The following is a 15,908-nucleotide window of genomic DNA, read 5'->3' as shown; positions in this document are numbered from 1 at the left end:
CAGATAATCGATCATACAGGTGGCTTTAAGCAGGGCCGCATACTGGCCGCGCTGATAAACATTGTAGAAAAATTGTGTAAAAAGGCAGAGGCAGCAGGAGGAATAAACCCAATGAGCCCGCCTGCCAGCAGCAGGCTGTTAAATCCAATGATGACATGGAAATTTTTTTGGATGCGTTCCATTAAAGACAGGCTGAGGTGCCGCAAAGTAACAAGTGCTCTGAGGTCTGTGCTGAGTAGCGTAATATCAGCAACCTCACGGGCAATATCAGAGGAATCTTTCATGGAAACAGAGACATTTGCAGCGGCTAAAGCCGGTGAATCATTAATGCCGTCACCCACCATGATAACCTGGTGGCTCTCTTCCTTCAGACGCTCGATGACTGATGCCTTGTCTTCTGGTAAAATTTGCGCCTGGTATTCCGTAATGCCAAGCTGGGCTGAGACGTCTCTCGCGGCTTCATCACTATCGCCAGTAAGCATGATAATTTTCTTTATGCCAGATTCGCGGAGTGCCTGTATGGTTTCAGCAGCTTCTGGACGGAGAGGGTCATCAATACAGATCATTCCGGCCAATGTGTCACCCAAAGCTAAGAAAATCGCCGATTTGCCATGACCTTTTTCTTCGATGATGGATTTTTGTTCTGGCGTTACGGGAATCCATTCATCCTCTACAATGAAATGGTAGCTGCCAATAAGCGCCTTTTTGCCGTGAAGCTTTGAACGAATCCCATGTGCAACGACATATTCTACTTCGGCATGCTCTTCACGGTGCTTTAGATTTTCCTGTTCTGCTTTGTGAACAATGGCGTGAGCAACACTGTGAGGGAAATGCTCTTCAAGACAGGCCGAGGTTTTCAGAACCTCTGTCCTATTATACGGTGGAAACGGAATAACCTCACTGACACTTGGAGAGGCAACGGTGAGCGTTCCGGTTTTATCAAAAACAATGGTATCTGCCAGAGCATAAGATTCGAGAAATTTCCCACCCTTTACCACGATTTTATGGTTTGCGGCTTCACGCATAGCTGAGATGACGGAGATCGGTGTTGCAAGTTTGATGGCGCAGGAGTAGTCAACCAGCAGGACAGAGGCCGCTTTTGTCGCGTTTCTGGTGAGTAAAAACGCCAGACCAGATGCCAGAAAGCTGAAGGGAACAATGGAGTCCGCTAAATTTTCGGCATGGCTCTGTACATCCGCTTTCAGGTTTTCAGATTGGTCAATAAGCTCGATGATTTTGTTCATACGAGTCCCGTTTCCAATAGCACGTACCTTTATAACAATGCTGCCGTCTTCAACGACGGTTCCTGCATAGACTGAATCCTCCGCTTTTTTTAAAACGGACTGAGATTCGCCCGTCATACAGGCTTCGTTAATGTAGGCTTCACCCTCACAGATAGTACCATCTACTGGGATTGTGCCGCTGGTACGGACAATAATAGTATCATCCTCTTCAAGCTGGCTGATGGGTGTGCTTATAAAGTTGCCATAACTATCCTGTTTCCATACGGTGTCAACATTGACAGACAAGCTTCCTGCCAGGGCAAGCTTTGTTTTTTTCCTTGTGTAGTCTTCCAGTAAATCTGAAAGCGACAGGAGAAACATAATGGAGCTTGCGGTTCTATAATCTCCCTGTGCTAAAGAAACGCCAATGGAGGATGCATCTAAAACATCGACATTAATACGGAAATTAAGCAAGCTCTTTATTCCGCGCACAACATAGGGGACAGCGCGGAATAAAGTGATTACATGACGGACAGGAGAGGGAAGAAGCCCCCGGAAAAGTAATCGGCGGACAATTCTAAACGCAAGCGCATATTGAAAGTCTGCGTCAACTTCAGAAGTGGTGTCTCTCTCGGCTGGCGGTATGACGGGAAGTTCTGCAGGCACTAAAGTATCAATGAAGTCTAAAAGTAAAGAACGGGAGTCATCGACATAAAAAATTAAAAGGCTTCCGTTGATACTGGAAGCCTTTGCGTCGGTAACTATGGTTTGTGCCATCAAAACAGAAGTTATACTGTAGCCTTCATCAAGAGAAAAAGCATTACGCCCGCAACGCAGACGAATGCGTCCAGGCATATCGTGAACGATGGTGTATTTCATAGTCTGACTACTCCTTATTCTCCAGCAGATTCAGCTTTTTTTGACTCGAGTTTTGCTTCATAACAGAGATCAACAGCATCTTCCTTGATATTTTCATACATTACTTTAGCATCATCCTGCAATTTCATACCAGAGGCTAAAGCACTTACAAAGAATTTATGGGCGCATTTACTCTTTAAAGCTTTTACACCAAGAGTGGCCGCCGCAATACCGCCAATAAAAAAAGTCAACTTATCATTTTCTAAAACATTCTTCATAATTATACTCCTTATAAATTAGTCCACTCGATATTTGTTTTACTATCTATACATGATTAGAAAAAACTAACAAAAACATAAAAATAAAATTACTCTACAATAATACTTTCGGCGTCAGCTTTTCTAAGTGATAGCTCATAACCTCGTACTGTTACTTCTATCGGGTCGCCTAAAGGAGCAACCTTTCGGACAAATATATCGACACCTTTGGTAATTCCCATATCCATAATACGACGTTTGATTGGCCCTTTGTTTTCAATTTTTACAACTTTTACTGTTTGACCACATGGAGTGGCTTTTAAAGTTTTCATATTCATATCTCCTTATTCGTTGATCATTATTCGATTTGCCATTGATTTATCAATTGCAACTCGTGTATCTTTAACATTGATGATCATGTTGCCGCCTAGTTGAGAAACGACAGTGACATTATCACCAATAACAAATCCCAAACTATTTAAAAAACGTTTTGTTTCATCTTTACCATTAATTTTCATTATTCTTACTGGTTCTCCCATACGGGCCATACTTAACGGCATCATTCATACCTCCTAATTCAGTTAGATGCTCATAAAAATGTTAGCCGCATCTGATATCTTGTTTAAAGTTTAACCTTTTGTGATAATATTGTCAAGAAGAATTTAGCGATTGATTCAATTTCGGGAGAAAAAATAGCGTAATATTAACTGATTTATAATCATTCCTATTTAATGAAAAGGTATTGACAGAATAAAAAACGCGTGCTAAGATGTTTTTAGTTAGTTAGTTAGCTAGCACTAACAATAATTCCAAAGTTAACGCTGGAATCATTGAACATATAAAAGGGGAAATAAGACAGATGCTGAATGATTTTGATAAATTACTGGGTTTTCATTGTGCCCCAACCCTGATGGGAATAAAAGAAGCGAATCTCATCTGCTGCGCAAAGAAGCAGTTTGCAGATATTTCAGATTTGTTATCTGAGTATAATGCCTTTTTGAATCATAAAGGTTTATACCTTGAACCGTTATGGGAAACAGAACGTCGCGTATTGGTTCTGGTTTATCAAAAAAAGAAGCTTACAGAGAGTCTTAAAGAACCAAAAGTAATAAACTTTTTAGAAAAATATGGTTATCAAGAAAATATGACTTTTAATGAACTGCTGGATAACCTTAAAAAAAATGTAAGTGCAACAGGAGATTTTCCACACGAAATTGGTGTTTTTCTGGGATATCCCATAGAAGATGTTGAAGGGTTTATCCTCAATAAGGGAAAAAACTGCCAGGTGTGTGGTTGTTGGAAGGTATATTCGGACGTTGAAAATAAATTGAAATTATTTGAAAAATATACAAAATGCCGAGATGTAGTTTGCAGCTATATTAATCGGGGAGCCTCAATCAGACAATTAATGCAAGCTGGTTGATAAAATCATTAAAGGAGAATAAAAATGGATAAAATTGCAGTTATTTATTGGAGCGGCACAGGAAATACAGAATTAATGGCCAATCGTATTGCGGACGGTATTGAAAAAGGTGGGAAAAGTTCAGAGACTTTTTTTGTAACGGATTTTAGCAAAGACAAAATCGCGGATTATGATCATATTGTTTTCGGATGTCCGTCGATGGGGGCAGAAGTGCTTGAAGAAGGCGATTTTGATCCGTTCTTTACGGATATTGAAGCCAACTTAAAAGATAAAAAAGTGGCTTTGTTTGGCTCTTACGGCTGGGGCGACGGTGAATGGATGAGAGACTGGGAGGATCGTGTTCGTGAAGCTGGGGCAGTGCTTTATGACGAAGGGCTGATTATTCAGGAAACACCAGATAGTGATGGTGAGGAAGAGTGCGTTGACTTTGGAAAAGGATTTGCGCAGTTTTAGTTTTACAGGCCGGCAGAGATCCGGCCTTTTTGTTATTCATCTTAGAAAGGACAAAATATGAGAGCGGCAATCAATAAACAGGAATTACTTGAAAAATGCAGATTATTGCTTTTGGAAATGCTCGGAACTGAAAGAGGAGGTAAAGCCTACAGGTCTTTTGAGCTTAGCTACGATGCTTTGCTGACAAAAGAATCGTCTGAAGAGACAAAGGGCGAGCTGCCGCAGATGCGGGAGATTGTGCTGCGCACAATAGCGTTATATCAGGCATTGCTTAAGATAAAAATTTCATGGCAGCAAACCGAGGAAATATTAAAAGCGCTTATGAAAGGGTATGCTGTTTTAATGTCTAGAGAGCTGGAGAGGCTGTCGTCAACGCCGTTCTTTTTTGCGAACTATCGAAAAAAGGTAGCGGAAGGTTATAGCGATTATTTTTCTGAAAAAGAATGGGATATTGAATTGATTGAAAATACACGCAGCAAGTTGTGCTTTGATATTAAAGCCTGTCTATTTTTTGATGTTTTAAAAGCAAATGATTGCGTCATTTTAGCTCCTTTATTTTGTGAATTTGAAAAAACTGTTTTTGAAGGTATGGAAGATAAAGTTGGATTTAGTCGTCCTTATTATAAAGGGAAGGGAGATGATTATTGTGAGCTAAGCTTTTATAAAGTCTAAATAAAAAAAGCCTGCCAGTAAAGCCTGCAGGCTGTTTAATGAACAATGAATGATAGCATTCATCAATTCAAGAGAGGTTAATTGGATGTGTTGGGAAAGGAGCCTGCCTGCCCTTGGCAGGCTCCAAAAGAAGGAGTATCATTTCCCGAAACACTTTTGAAGAAATTAATAAGTTAGTTTCAGCAGCTTTTGAAAGTGGATTAAACAATTCATTGGTATTTGAACGAAGTTGATTGTTAAAAGGATTTGTCTTAATAGGAATACTTCTCACATGTTACGGTGAGTGATTATCGCTGTGCTTCGATAATCTTCATCTGATTGGCTGCATTAATCAGAGAGAGTGTGTTGTTGTTCAGTTTAGCCGCTTAAGTTAAGTATAACTAACTTATGACATAAGTATACAACAAAGAAAAATAACTGTCAAGTATAAAATATAAAAAACTATCTTTATTTTATTACAAAATGAAACTTTTTCGTTATTGATGTAACTTTGTTTATGCAATTTTCTTTTGCAATACCAAGGTTTAGATGGTAGTGATTGAATTATATATCAAGATATAAATAAAACGATTATTGAAAAAGAAAATATAAAAAACAGCGAAAAAGACGATATTTTTACTGAGAATATTGGTTGTTATCATGAGAATCAAATGGTACAATTACTGTATTGGAAAATAAAATTCTCCATTAGTAATTAAAGAAAGCAGGGTGAAGTATGGCCGAAAAATTAACAACTAAAGGGAAAAAGACCCGAGAAAATATAATGAATACTGCAAAAAAGCTGTTTTATGAACGCGGTTATACCAATACAGGAATCCAGGATATTGCAGAAGAGGCAGGCGTGAAGCTTGGTACGATGACCTACTATTTCAAAAAAAAGACGGATTTAGTGGGTGAGATTTACAATACATATTTCATGGGGCTTTACAATTCTATCAGCGAGACATTGGGACAGGAGGCAACGCTGTTTACAAAATACTGTTTTACGCTGATTTGTTTTTTCGATGATATTCTTAAAGATTCAAAAAATGCTCGGTTTTATTATGAAATATTGGAAAAAGATGCCAGCCGTAAAGAGCGTCTATACTTAATTAAAACATTCAATCGCTCATGTCTTGATTTTTTCAATAAATCATATGAGAAAGATGATCTGGATGCATATGCCATTACGAATTATGGCGCGCAAAAGGAAATATATATGGATTATTACGATAGAGAGCTGCCCTTTGATGCACACAAAGTTGTGGAGTATCTGGTACGCAATACATTCCGGATTTTGGCCATCGACAAAGAAACGCTCGATAATACTATTGAGCAGGCTTTTGATTTTTCTGAAAGCGGACAGCTGTCAGAAATTCGATTTCTGATTTAATCTGGAGATTGGGCGTTTTGGTTTAAAAAAGCGTTTGTAGAAACAATTTTATGATATTTATATAGAAAAATGTTTTTTAAGGAGATGAAATGATCGAGGCAGTCATTTTTGATATGGACGGAGTCATTATTGATTCTGAACCAGACTATAAACAAATTGAGATGGATATGTATGATGAAATGGGCCTGGCGATGTCTGAAGAGGACGCAGTGAAAAGTATGGGCAGAGTGACAGTTGACTGGTGGCGAGAGCTGAAAGAACGATTTGGTTTTGAAGAGAGTGCTGAAGAGCTTGCAGAATATGAAAACAAGCTGTATCTCGACTTTTTATTCAGTGATGAAAAGCAGAAAACTATGATGGAAGGTGTGGATACTTTCCTGAAAACCTTAAAGGACAAAGGCTACCGCATCGCAATTGCCTCTTCCTCAACTGTTCCTGCGATTAATCGTGTGCTGGAATTATTTAATTTAGAGGAAGCGTTCGATGTAAGAGTTTCAGGTGATCATGTCGCTGTAGGGAAACCAGCCCCAGATATTTTTTTGAGAGCTGCAGAGTTATTGAATGTAGATCCTGAAAAATGCATGGTCATTGAGGATTCTGGAAGCGGAATTCTGGCCGCTAAGCGTGCTGGAATGCAGTGCACGGCGTATCTTAGCGGGCCGGAAGGTCAGATTGATTATCGCCTTGCAGACTATCAAATCTCAGATTTTGGCCGTTTCTTTGAAACCGTAACGGTTATGAATTAACTTAATTAAAACTTTAGGTAAAGAAGCCCTGTCTTGACACTAGGTCGGGATGGGGCTATAATTATGTTTGTAAAGTTAGGTTAATGCTAACTAATTAATTATGGTAAAAGGTGGACAAAATGACATGTAAAAGACATGAGCTCTATCAGGCTTACATGAAGCTTTTAGAACTAGGAAGCCAGTGTAGCGAGACCATCAGCCACGAATGCCAAGCCAAAGCATTGACTCGTAAGCAGGTTTATTATTTACGGATCATTGATGAAAATAATGATATGACCTTTAGCAAGCTGGCTGATTTTACATCAAATTCTAAGCCAACCATAACGGAAGTGATCAATAAGTTTATTTCCTGGGATTGTGTTTACAAAGAAAAATCGGATAAAGATAAGAGGGTGTGCTATATCCACCTGACACCCAAAGGGAAACGCATTGCTCGGGCAGAGGAATTGACACAGCTTCGACTGATCGAACGCATTGAAGCCTGTCTGGATGAGTCGGAAATTAATACACTTATTACCCTGTTAAATAAACTAAATTAACGTTATGGATTTAAATAAAATTGAGGAGGACATTTATGAATTTAGAAATGAAGCATACAGCAATCATTCCAATTACCGAAACGGTTATCTATCCTGGTGTAGCAAGCCGTATTTTTGTAAATGAAGTGATTGGCCAAAATATAAAAAAACTGATCGTTCGCAATGACACCCTGGCTGTTGGTGTTACGACAAAAGATTATCATGCGTACGACCTCCTGACGGGAGATTCTTTTTACTCTGTTGGAGTACTGCTGAATTTTGATAATATTCAGCGGGCAGACAATGGTTATATTATTGATATTAATACATTAGGAAGAGTGCGCGTCAGCAATATTGTCAATGATGGTGAAGGACTTGTGGGCGATTATTATGAACTCGAGGATATTCATGATTTGGATGAAACCGAGCAGGCAGAAATGATTGACTATATCAAGGGTATCATGGGAGATATTGGACGTAACTTCAAAGGAGCGGATTATTTTGTCAAGCTTCTCGAAGGGTTCCATTCGATTGAAGAAGTGATCGGCTATACCGTCCCCATGATGGGCATTCCGATTTCCAGCAAGCAGGAACTTTTGGAAATCGACTCAGAAAAAGAACGGGCACTTAAATTTATCGACTATGTGATCCGCGAAAAAGACTCGGTACATTTGCAGTTGGAGATTAGCAAGAAATATTCCAAGCAAAAGGATAAAGCTTACCGTGAAGCCATGCTCAGAGAGCAATTGAAAAATATTCGTGCAGAGTTAGGTGAAATGGACTCTGAAGAGGAGGAAGAAGCAGATTACAGAAAACGTATCGAAGAATCCGATATGCCTGAAAAAGTCCGAAAGGTAGCAATGAAAGAGCTTAAAAAGCTAGAGGCTGCGGCTCAGGGAAGCGCTGAAGTTAACGTAATTCAGAATTACCTCGATTTGTTGCTAGAACTGCCGTGGCACAGTGAAATTAAGGAAATTGATATCGATAAGGCCAGAAACGTCCTTGATTCGCACCATTATGGTATTGATGATGTAAAAAAACGTATCATTGAGCATTTAGCTGTTATGAAGCTGAAGGAAGATAAACAGGGCTCCATTCTGCTGCTTGCCGGACCTCCGGGAACTGGTAAAACAAGTCTTGGAAAGAGTATTGCCGAAGCGCTGGATCGTGAATACGTGCGTGTCAGTCTTGGCGGCGTCCGGGATGAATCTGAAATCCGCGGGCATCGCCGGACTTATGTTGGCGCTTTGCCAGGCCGTATTATCAAGGGAATCAATGATGCTGGAACCATGAACCCAGTTTTCATTCTGGATGAAATTGACAAGCTGGGTATTTCAAATCAAGGTGACCCATCGGCGGCACTTTTGGAAGTTTTAGACCCTGAACAGAACAACACGTTTGCAGATCATTATCTGGAAGTACCGTATGATTTATCCGACGTTTTCTTTATCGCGACTGCCAATGATTTAAGCACCATTCCAGCACCGCTTTTAGACAGGGCGGAAATCATTGAGCTTTCCAGCTATACAAACCGTGAAAAACTGCATATTGCCAAGGATCATCTGATTCCGAAGGTATTAGACGACCATGGTCTTAGTGCAAGTCAGCTGACCATCAGCGACGAAGCGCTGCTTCAGATCATTGAAGACTATACCGCAGAAGCGGGTGTTCGAGGACTGACCAAGCAATTGGCGAAGATTGCCCGTGTGGCAACGGAACGCATTGTTTCCGGAAAGTGCGAAGAGCTGGCAGTTACAAAAGACAATCTAAGAGAAATTCTTGGCAACAAGACCCGACGCCATGAAAAAGCGGGCGAAAATAATAAACCCGGCGTTGTAACCGGTATGGCGTGGACCGCTGTCGGAGGGGAAATCCTTTTTACAGAGGCCACTATTATGCCGGGAAACGGAAAGCTGACCTTAACCGGCCAGTTGGGCGATGTTATGAAGGAAAGCGCAACCATTGCCATGAGCTTGATTCGTTCCCGCCTCGGTGGTGAAAGCAATGGGTTTAACTATTTCTCCTACGATACGCATATCCATGTACCTTCCGGAGCAACACCAAAGGATGGTCCAAGTGCAGGTGTAACGCTAACGACTGCTCTGGCCTCCTTAGTTCTCGGTAAACCGGTAGATAGCAAGCTGTCTATGACTGGTGAGATTACCCTGAGTGGTCAGGTGCTGCCGGTTGGTGGAATCAAGGAGAAGGTTATTGCGGCTCATCGCAGTGGTATTGAAAAGGTACTGCTGCCAAAAGAAAATCAAAAAGACATTGAAGATATTCCAGAAGAAGTGCGCAACGAATTAACCTTTGTTTTTGTCGACACCATTGAAGATGTGCTGAAAGAAGCGCTTGGTGTTGATTTACCAGAATGTGATCTGAAATTTGATGTTTTATTAAATAAACCGGAAGATAAGGATCATACCCCTTCAATGATTTTATAAAGATTAATGGGACCAAGGCTCAGGCCTTGGTCTTTTTTATTCCAAAAATTTATATGATGTCGACGGGTTTTTTTCTTTTGAAAAGTGAAATGAAAGGTTAAAATAAATTAACATTCTATACTGGAAGCTTTACGTTTATGGATAAATACCAGGAGGGTAACATGGAAGTTTTTGAATTAAATACAAAGGTCATCAGCGGCGTTGACTGTCTTGAATATTTTAATCAATATAAGAATAAGGGAATCTTCATTGTCTGTGACAAATTTCTTGCCGAAAACCAGTCGATAACTAAAATTTTAAAAGAGATCGACGATTCGAATAAAGTGGAGCTGTTTACCGATGTGGTACCAGATCCACCGCTCGAAGAGGTGGCGGCAGGGATGAAACGGCTTATGGCAGGCAACTGTGATGTGATTGTCGCCTTTGGCGGAGGATCAGCCATCGACGCGGCTAAAGCGATTCTTTTCTTTACTGCCAAGCAAACAGGTAAGGTTTTTGAATTTATTGCGATTCCAACCACAAGTGGTACCGGTTCAGATGCAACCGCTGCCACGGTTATCACTGATTTACAGGCAAAGGTCAAGCATCTCTTTGCAGATCCAATGATGCTGCCGGCTGTGGCGCTTTTAAACCCGGATTTCACAAGAAGTGTTCCTAAGCCAATTGTGGCCAATACCGGTATTGATGTATTAACGCACGCTCTGGAAGCTTATGTAGCCCAGGGAAGAGATAATTTTTCAGACTGCTTTGCTGAAAAGTCTGTTCAAATTATCACCCAGTCTCTTCTAATCACATATAATGATCCAGATAATACTTACCATCGTGAACAGATGCAGGTAGCGTCTACTATGGCGGGGATGGCTTTTAATAAAGCTGGCCTTGGCATTAACCATGGTATTGCACATAACCTGGGCGGTATGTTTCATATCCCACACGGGCTTGCCAACGCAATCTTGCTGCCACATGTTGTTACCTTTAACAGCCGTGATGATGGATGCCTGAATCGTTACGCACAGCTCGCTAAGGTAACAGGGATTTCACCTTTTACAGATACATCCAGAAATGCTGTAGATAAGCTTATTGCCTATATCCGGGATATTATGAAAAAAATGGAAATGCCAACCTCTTTGATTGCGTGGGGAATGGACAGAAATGAATTCGAGGCTGGAAAACGTCAGCTTGCAGAGAATGCTCTGGTCGATACCTGTACCCAAACAACGCCTTTAATGCCAACTGCGGAGGAAGTACTGGAAATTCTTAATAACATATCTAAGTAAATTTAAAACAGCGAGGCAGAGCTTTTAAACGCTGCCTTGCTGTTTTTTGTGTAAAACAACGCCAAAAAGAGAAAAAATGTAATCCTTGCCAGAAAATTAGAGCTGTGATATACTAAAACCGATAGAATACCCTAACAGAGAAGGCTTAGCAGCCTGATTTGGAAGGAAGATGAAATCAAAAGCGCATGCTATGCATGGGTTCCTTTTAGGTTACATACTTCCTGCCACGGCTGGAAGTTTTTTTATTTTTATGGGTATACATTCACAATAACGTTTAAAGGAGCTTTGAAATGAAAAAGAAAAGATGGCTTGCTGTTGTCGGTTGCCTTTTGGCAGTGATTTTAATGAGCGCTGGCTGCTCAACAAAACAGGTTGAGGAAGAACCGAAGCCAGAACCTCAAACAGTTAAAATTGCGGCTTTATCTGGCCCCACTGGAATGGGTATGGCAGAAATGATTACTGAAGGTGTGGAACTGGGAGAACAGGTAGAACCGGAATGGACAATCGCCACAGCCCCCGACCAGGTAACGGCGGGAATTATTAATGGTGATTATCAGATCGCGGCGGTGCCAACTAATCTGGCCGCTACTCTGTATAATAAAACAGAGGGTAAGGTTATTTTAGGCGCTGTGAATACATTGGGAACTTTATCTATAGTAGCAGATAAAAATGAGAATATCAATTCTATGGCGGATCTCAAAGGAAAAACCATTTATGCGACTGGACAGGGTTCTACACCCGAGTATGTTTTAAACTATCTGTTAGACAAAAATGGCCTGACGCCAGGAACTGACGTAACCATTGAATGGTTTGGAGAACACAGTGAAGCGGCCGCTAAGCTTGCGTCAGGAGAAGGCTCTATTGCCATGCTGCCGCAGCCTTTTGCCACAGCAACCCTTGCTAAAAATGAAAACTTGAAGGTAGCTGTTGATATGACGGATGCCTGGGAAAAAGCCACAGATGGAACAAAGCTTGAAATGGGCTGTGTGGTAGTCAATAAAGAATGGTCTGAAAAGAATCCAACGATTGTCAAAAAGTTTATGGAAGCGTATAAAACCTCAGTTGAAACGATCAATGTTGCTGATGAGCGTGCCGCTAATGATGTTGTGGAAGCAAAAATCATGGATAATCAGCAGATGGCTCAGAAAGCGATTCCGAATTGCAGCATTGTTTTTATTACGCCGTCTGACGCCAAAGGCGACCTGCAAAAATACTTTGATATTCTGGCTTCTTTTGAACCGAAATCAGTAGGAGGAAAGGTGCCAGGTGAAGATTTCTACGGACTCACATATTAAAAAAATGCCGCCAGGAGTTCTTAAACTTCTGGCAATCCTTTTTTGGGTTGGGGTTTGGCAGCTTGGTGCCAGCATGGTAGGAAACAGTCTTGTTTTGCCATCGCCGTTGGTAACCTTAACCGGTGTCGCCGGTGTGATTAGCGAGGCGGGTTTTTTTAAAGACCTTGGCATGACCCTGATTCGGGTTTTTGGCGGAATTGCCGTTTCTGTGGCGCTTGGCATGGCGGTGGGGATGCTCAGCGGGCTTAACCGTATTCTCTATGAGCTGATGCTGCCCTTTGTTACGGTGGTGAGGACTCTGCCGGTGGTATCGGTCAGTATTCTGATTAACCTTTGGATTCAGTCAGGCTGGGTGCCGCTGATGGTAACCTTTTTAGTTTGTTTTCCCATTACCTGGACAAACGTGGTGGAGGGCATCCAAAATACCAGCAGCAATCTTCTGGAGATGGCTGCGCTGTATCATGTGCCTTTTAAATGGGTTCTTAAGGATATTTACCTGCCAACGTTGAAGCCCTACTTTGCATCTGCGTTAATGAACGTTATCGGAATGGGCTGGCGATCAACCGTAACCTCTGAGGTTTTGGCCAATGCGCTTCCCTCTGTTGGGATGAACCTATATTATGCTAAGGTATATCTGGAGACAGAGACATTGTTTTCATGGACATTGATTGTCGTAATATGCAGTTTTACCCTTGAGAAACTGACCGTTTGGTTTTTGAGAAAAATAAAGGCCGGTGATGATTATGGATATTAAAATAAAAAATCTGACAAAGGCGTACGGAAACGAAGTGATTTATCATGATTTCAGTATAAAATTTCCTGAAAATAAAATTACGGGCATCATGGGACCGTCTGGTAGCGGGAAAACGACACTGCTGAATCTGCTGGCCGGTGTCACGGCACCAGATGATGGCATTATTGAAGGGGTGGAGGACGGGAAAGTTTCCTATATTTTTCAGGAGGACCGCCTTTTACCTTGGCGGACAGTAAAACAAAATCTTTGCTTTGTGCTGGACAAAGAGCAGGAATCGATGGTGACGCCCATTCTTGAGATGGTGGGTTTAGCGGCGTATGCAGATTATTATCCAAAGGCTCTGAGCGGAGGAATGCGTCAGCGTGTTTCTATTGCCAGGGCTTTTTGTTATCCTTCGAGCTTATTGTTGATGGACGAGCCCTTCAGCAGTCTGGACTTTGAGCTTAAAGACCGGCTGACTGAAGATTTTAAACGCCTTTGGCGGCAAGATCCTAAAACAGTTATCTATGTAAGCCACAACCGGGATGAGCTTACAAAGATTTGCAACGCGATCTATTTACTAAAAGAAAAACCTGTTAAGATTGAGAAAATTACATAATATTAAAGAAAAAAGTGTTATAATTAAAAAAATAGCATTAGCGGGAGGAACCCTATGGATTTTGGCGACTTTAACGTGTATCATATTTTTACAATGGGCTTTGCCGGAGCCGAGGAATACCAGGAGCGGTGCGGACAACCTGAACACCGTCTCTGGAAAATTGAAAATCTCTTGGAATACTTAAAAAAGTTGGGCATTAACACTATTTTGCTTGGACCGCTGTTCAGCTCAATATCTCATGGATATGACACAACAGATTATTATACGGTTGATAAACGTTTAGGAACAAATGAAGATTTAACCATGCTTGTGAATAAGTTGCATGATAGCGGCTTTAGGGTTGTGCTGGACTGCGTGTTTAATCATGTGGGCAGAGATTTTTTTGCCTTCCAGGACATGAAGCAAAACCGGGAAAACTCACGATATAAAGACTGGTTTCTGAGCGTTAACTTTTGGGGAAACAACAGCTTTAATGATGGCTTTAGCTATGAAAATTGGGCTGGCCACGATAATCTTGTCAAGCTGAACCTTTATAATCCCGAGGTGAAGGATTATTTAAAGAAAGTCATGTATTTTTGGATTGAATCATTTCATATAGACGGCGTTCGAATGGATGCGGCCAATGTGATGAATACTGAGTTTTTGAGAGAGCTCTGTGATTTTTCGAAAAATCTGAAACAGGATTTTTGGTTTGTCGGAGAAAGCGTTCACGGCGATTATAATGTGCTGGTGCAGGAAGGGCATCTTGATTCTGTAACCAATTACGAGGACTATAAAGGGCTGTATTCCAGCCTGAACACTAAAAATTATTTCGAGATTTCCTTTTCGCTGAACCGTCTTTTTGGCGACTATGGCATTTATAAAGATTTTTATACTTTTAATTTTGTGGATAACCATGATGTGGACCGGGTAGCGTCAACCTTAACCCGCGAGGCATGGTTGTATCCCCTTTATCTGATGCTTTATACAATGCCGGGAATCCCTTCGATTTACTATGGCAGCGAACAGGGCGCTAAGGGTGTGAAAGGAAATGGAACAGACGCGCCGCTCAGACCAAATTATGAAAGCATGCATTTTGATGAGCAGTGTGATTTATATCAGAAAATCTGCCGTATGGCTGCGGTTAGAAGATCATCGAGAGCCCTTCGCTACGGTGATTATAGGGAATTGTTTGTAAAATCGCAGCAGATGGGGTTTATAAGGCGTTTTGAAAATGAACAGGTTTACGCCCTGTTTAACAGCGAAGAGAGTCCTGTCAGAGTCGAGCATCATGACCTGAGAGGAAAATTCAGGGATTTGTATAACGATGAAATGATAGAGTGTGATGGCAGTGTTGAAATCCCTGGAGATTCAGGACGTGTACTGGTCGCTGAGGGCTGCGGACTTACTGTTGAGGAAATAACTGCGCAGGCAGAGGAGCAGTCTGTTGTAAAGCTCAAATCCCAAGAAGTGAAATGCGAACAGGCATTGGAAATCCCCAAAGGGGTGAGCATGCAGGATACTATGTCTGAAGCTATAAAGGAGGCTGAGAAGGGAATCCAGGCAGGTGAGGTACCTGTTGGGGCAGTGATTGTGCGAAAGGGAGAGATCATTGCAGCTGCCCACAACCAGAAAGAAACGCTACAGGATCCAACCGCCCATGCCGAAATACTGGTAATCCGTGAAGCTTCCCGGAAGCTCGGGCGCTGGCGCCTGGACGACTGTGAGCTTTACGTTACTGCAGAGCCGTGTCCCATGTGTATGGGGGCGGTTATCCAGAGCAGAATCAAAAAATTGGTTTACGGGACGTGGGAAACCCGGTTTGGCGGTGTTGAGACAACGGCAGAGCTTGGAAAACATCCAATGCTCTCAAATGCAACCGAGATTTATTCTGGAATCTGTGAAGAGAAATGCCAGGAGCTGCTGGAACGTTTTTTTCAAAACAACCGTTAGATAAAATAATGCACCGTAGAGTGGGCGTGAATAAAACCAGAACCATTCTGCGGTGCTTTTAAGATTTAGACCTCTAAAGTATCAAA

The 15,908-nt window shown here is 41.5% G+C and carries 16 protein-coding genes; 12 read left to right on the top strand and 4 right to left on the bottom strand.

Annotated features, from left to right (window positions below; translation table 11 throughout):
- Window positions 1-11: 11 nt before the first annotated feature.
- The 4 genes from CPZ25_RS06075 to CPZ25_RS06060 all read right to left on the bottom strand — a co-directional run bounded on the left by CPZ25_RS06075 (window position 12) and on the right by CPZ25_RS06060 (window position 2,898).
- Window positions 12-2,102 (bottom strand): heavy metal translocating P-type ATPase, encoded by a 2,091-nt coding sequence (locus CPZ25_RS06075; protein WP_096920027.1) that lies wholly within the window; start codon window positions 2,100-2,102, stop codon window positions 12-14.
- Window positions 2,103-2,116: 14 nt separating this feature from the next.
- Window positions 2,117-2,359 (bottom strand): DUF6110 family protein, encoded by a 243-nt coding sequence (locus CPZ25_RS06070; protein ID WP_013381058.1) that lies wholly within the window; start codon window positions 2,357-2,359, stop codon window positions 2,117-2,119.
- Window positions 2,360-2,448: 89 nt separating this feature from the next.
- On the bottom strand, window positions 2,449-2,670 hold the full coding sequence (locus CPZ25_RS06065) for a FeoA family protein (RefSeq protein ID WP_013381057.1): 222 nt from the start codon (window positions 2,668-2,670) through the stop codon (window positions 2,449-2,451).
- 12 nt (window positions 2,671-2,682) lie between these two features.
- Window positions 2,683-2,898 carry a FeoA family protein gene (locus tag CPZ25_RS06060; RefSeq protein WP_038351731.1) on the bottom strand — a complete coding sequence of 72 codons (216 nt, stop codon included), beginning with the start codon at window positions 2,896-2,898 and terminating at the stop codon, window positions 2,683-2,685.
- A 299-nt stretch (window positions 2,899-3,197) separates the two neighbouring features.
- Between CPZ25_RS06060 and CPZ25_RS06055 the strand changes: the two genes are divergently transcribed.
- From CPZ25_RS06055 to CPZ25_RS06000, 12 genes are all read left to right on the top strand, one after another.
- Window positions 3,198-3,761, top strand: a complete 564-nt coding sequence (locus CPZ25_RS06055; RefSeq protein WP_013381055.1) for a DUF3793 family protein — start codon at window positions 3,198-3,200, stop codon at window positions 3,759-3,761.
- Window positions 3,762-3,785: 24 nt separating this feature from the next.
- A complete protein-coding gene (locus CPZ25_RS06050) occupies window positions 3,786-4,214 on the top strand; it encodes a flavodoxin (RefSeq protein WP_013381054.1) in 429 nt (142 codons plus the stop codon).
- Window positions 4,215-4,271: 57 nt separating this feature from the next.
- Window positions 4,272-4,886, top strand: coding sequence for an L-2-amino-thiazoline-4-carboxylic acid hydrolase (locus CPZ25_RS06045; RefSeq protein ID WP_096920028.1), 615 nt, complete (start codon window positions 4,272-4,274; stop codon window positions 4,884-4,886).
- Window positions 4,887-5,601: 715 nt separating this feature from the next.
- Window positions 5,602-6,258 (top strand): TetR/AcrR family transcriptional regulator, encoded by a 657-nt coding sequence (locus CPZ25_RS06040; protein WP_058694062.1) that lies wholly within the window; start codon window positions 5,602-5,604, stop codon window positions 6,256-6,258.
- A gap of 89 nt (window positions 6,259-6,347) precedes the next feature.
- A complete protein-coding gene (locus CPZ25_RS06035) occupies window positions 6,348-7,004 on the top strand; it encodes an HAD family hydrolase (RefSeq protein WP_058694063.1) in 657 nt (218 codons plus the stop codon).
- A 119-nt stretch (window positions 7,005-7,123) separates the two neighbouring features.
- The gene (locus CPZ25_RS06030) at window positions 7,124-7,543 is read left to right on the top strand and encodes a MarR family winged helix-turn-helix transcriptional regulator (protein ID WP_058694064.1); all 420 of its coding nucleotides are present in this window, start codon (window positions 7,124-7,126) and stop codon (window positions 7,541-7,543) included.
- Window positions 7,544-7,578: 35 nt separating this feature from the next.
- Complete coding sequence (gene lon, locus CPZ25_RS06025; protein ID WP_096920029.1) at window positions 7,579-9,966, top strand: endopeptidase La; 2,388 nt, start codon at window positions 7,579-7,581, stop codon at window positions 9,964-9,966.
- Between the two features lie 161 nt (window positions 9,967-10,127).
- A complete protein-coding gene (locus tag CPZ25_RS06020) occupies window positions 10,128-11,243 on the top strand; it encodes a 1-propanol dehydrogenase PduQ (RefSeq protein ID WP_074617120.1) in 1,116 nt (371 codons plus the stop codon).
- Between the two features lie 290 nt (window positions 11,244-11,533).
- Window positions 11,534-12,538, top strand: a complete 1,005-nt coding sequence (locus CPZ25_RS06015; protein ID WP_074617119.1) for an ABC transporter substrate-binding protein — start codon at window positions 11,534-11,536, stop codon at window positions 12,536-12,538.
- Window positions 12,510-13,292: an ABC transporter permease gene (locus CPZ25_RS06010; RefSeq protein WP_074617118.1), complete on the top strand. Its 783-nt coding sequence runs from the start codon at window positions 12,510-12,512 to the stop codon at window positions 13,290-13,292. The genes CPZ25_RS06015 and CPZ25_RS06010 overlap by 29 nt, the downstream gene beginning before the upstream one ends.
- Window positions 13,282-13,890 carry an ABC transporter ATP-binding protein gene (locus CPZ25_RS06005; RefSeq protein ID WP_058696358.1) on the top strand — a complete coding sequence of 203 codons (609 nt, stop codon included), beginning with the start codon at window positions 13,282-13,284 and terminating at the stop codon, window positions 13,888-13,890. Before CPZ25_RS06010 ends, CPZ25_RS06005 begins: the two co-directional genes overlap by 11 nt.
- Window positions 13,891-13,944: 54 nt before the next feature.
- Window positions 13,945-15,822 (top strand): alpha-amylase family glycosyl hydrolase, encoded by a 1,878-nt coding sequence (locus CPZ25_RS06000; protein WP_096920030.1) that lies wholly within the window; start codon window positions 13,945-13,947, stop codon window positions 15,820-15,822.
- Window positions 15,823-15,908 lie beyond the last annotated feature (86 nt).

Origin of the sequence: Eubacterium maltosivorans (assembly GCF_002441855.2) — a bacterium.
Classification (GTDB): domain Bacteria; phylum Bacillota; class Clostridia; order Eubacteriales; family Eubacteriaceae; genus Eubacterium; species Eubacterium maltosivorans.
Note: the sequence above shows the minus strand (reverse complement) of the source record. Positions and strands in the feature narration are given on the sequence as shown.

Bases quoted from the DNA above. Each gene is read 5' to 3' on its own strand.
- CPZ25_RS06015 (WP_074617119.1), top strand. From the start codon at position 11,534: ATGAAAAAGAAAAGATGGCTTGCTGTTGTCGGTTGCCTTTTGGCAGTG.
- CPZ25_RS06020 (WP_074617120.1), top strand. From the start codon at position 10,128: ATGGAAGTTTTTGAATTAAATACAAAGGTCATCAGCGGCGTTGACTGT.
- CPZ25_RS06050 (WP_013381054.1), top strand. From the start codon at position 3,786: ATGGATAAAATTGCAGTTATTTATTGGAGCGGCACAGGAAATACAGAA.
- CPZ25_RS06035 (WP_058694063.1), top strand. From the start codon at position 6,348: ATGATCGAGGCAGTCATTTTTGATATGGACGGAGTCATTATTGATTCT.
- CPZ25_RS06075 (WP_096920027.1), bottom strand. From the start codon at position 2,102: ATGAAATACACCATCGTTCACGATATGCCTGGACGCATTCGTCTGCGT.
- CPZ25_RS06040 (WP_058694062.1), top strand. From the start codon at position 5,602: ATGGCCGAAAAATTAACAACTAAAGGGAAAAAGACCCGAGAAAATATA.
- CPZ25_RS06045 (WP_096920028.1), top strand. From the start codon at position 4,272: ATGAGAGCGGCAATCAATAAACAGGAATTACTTGAAAAATGCAGATTA.
- CPZ25_RS06070 (WP_013381058.1), bottom strand. From the start codon at position 2,359: ATGAAGAATGTTTTAGAAAATGATAAGTTGACTTTTTTTATTGGCGGT.
- lon (WP_096920029.1), top strand. From the start codon at position 7,579: ATGAATTTAGAAATGAAGCATACAGCAATCATTCCAATTACCGAAACG.
- CPZ25_RS06060 (WP_038351731.1), bottom strand. From the start codon at position 2,898: ATGCCGTTAAGTATGGCCCGTATGGGAGAACCAGTAAGAATAATGAAA.
- CPZ25_RS06000 (WP_096920030.1), top strand. From the start codon at position 13,945: ATGGATTTTGGCGACTTTAACGTGTATCATATTTTTACAATGGGCTTT.
- CPZ25_RS06055 (WP_013381055.1), top strand. From the start codon at position 3,198: ATGCTGAATGATTTTGATAAATTACTGGGTTTTCATTGTGCCCCAACC.
- CPZ25_RS06005 (WP_058696358.1), top strand. From the start codon at position 13,282: ATGGATATTAAAATAAAAAATCTGACAAAGGCGTACGGAAACGAAGTG.
- CPZ25_RS06065 (WP_013381057.1), bottom strand. From the start codon at position 2,670: ATGAAAACTTTAAAAGCCACTCCATGTGGTCAAACAGTAAAAGTTGTA.
- CPZ25_RS06030 (WP_058694064.1), top strand. From the start codon at position 7,124: ATGACATGTAAAAGACATGAGCTCTATCAGGCTTACATGAAGCTTTTA.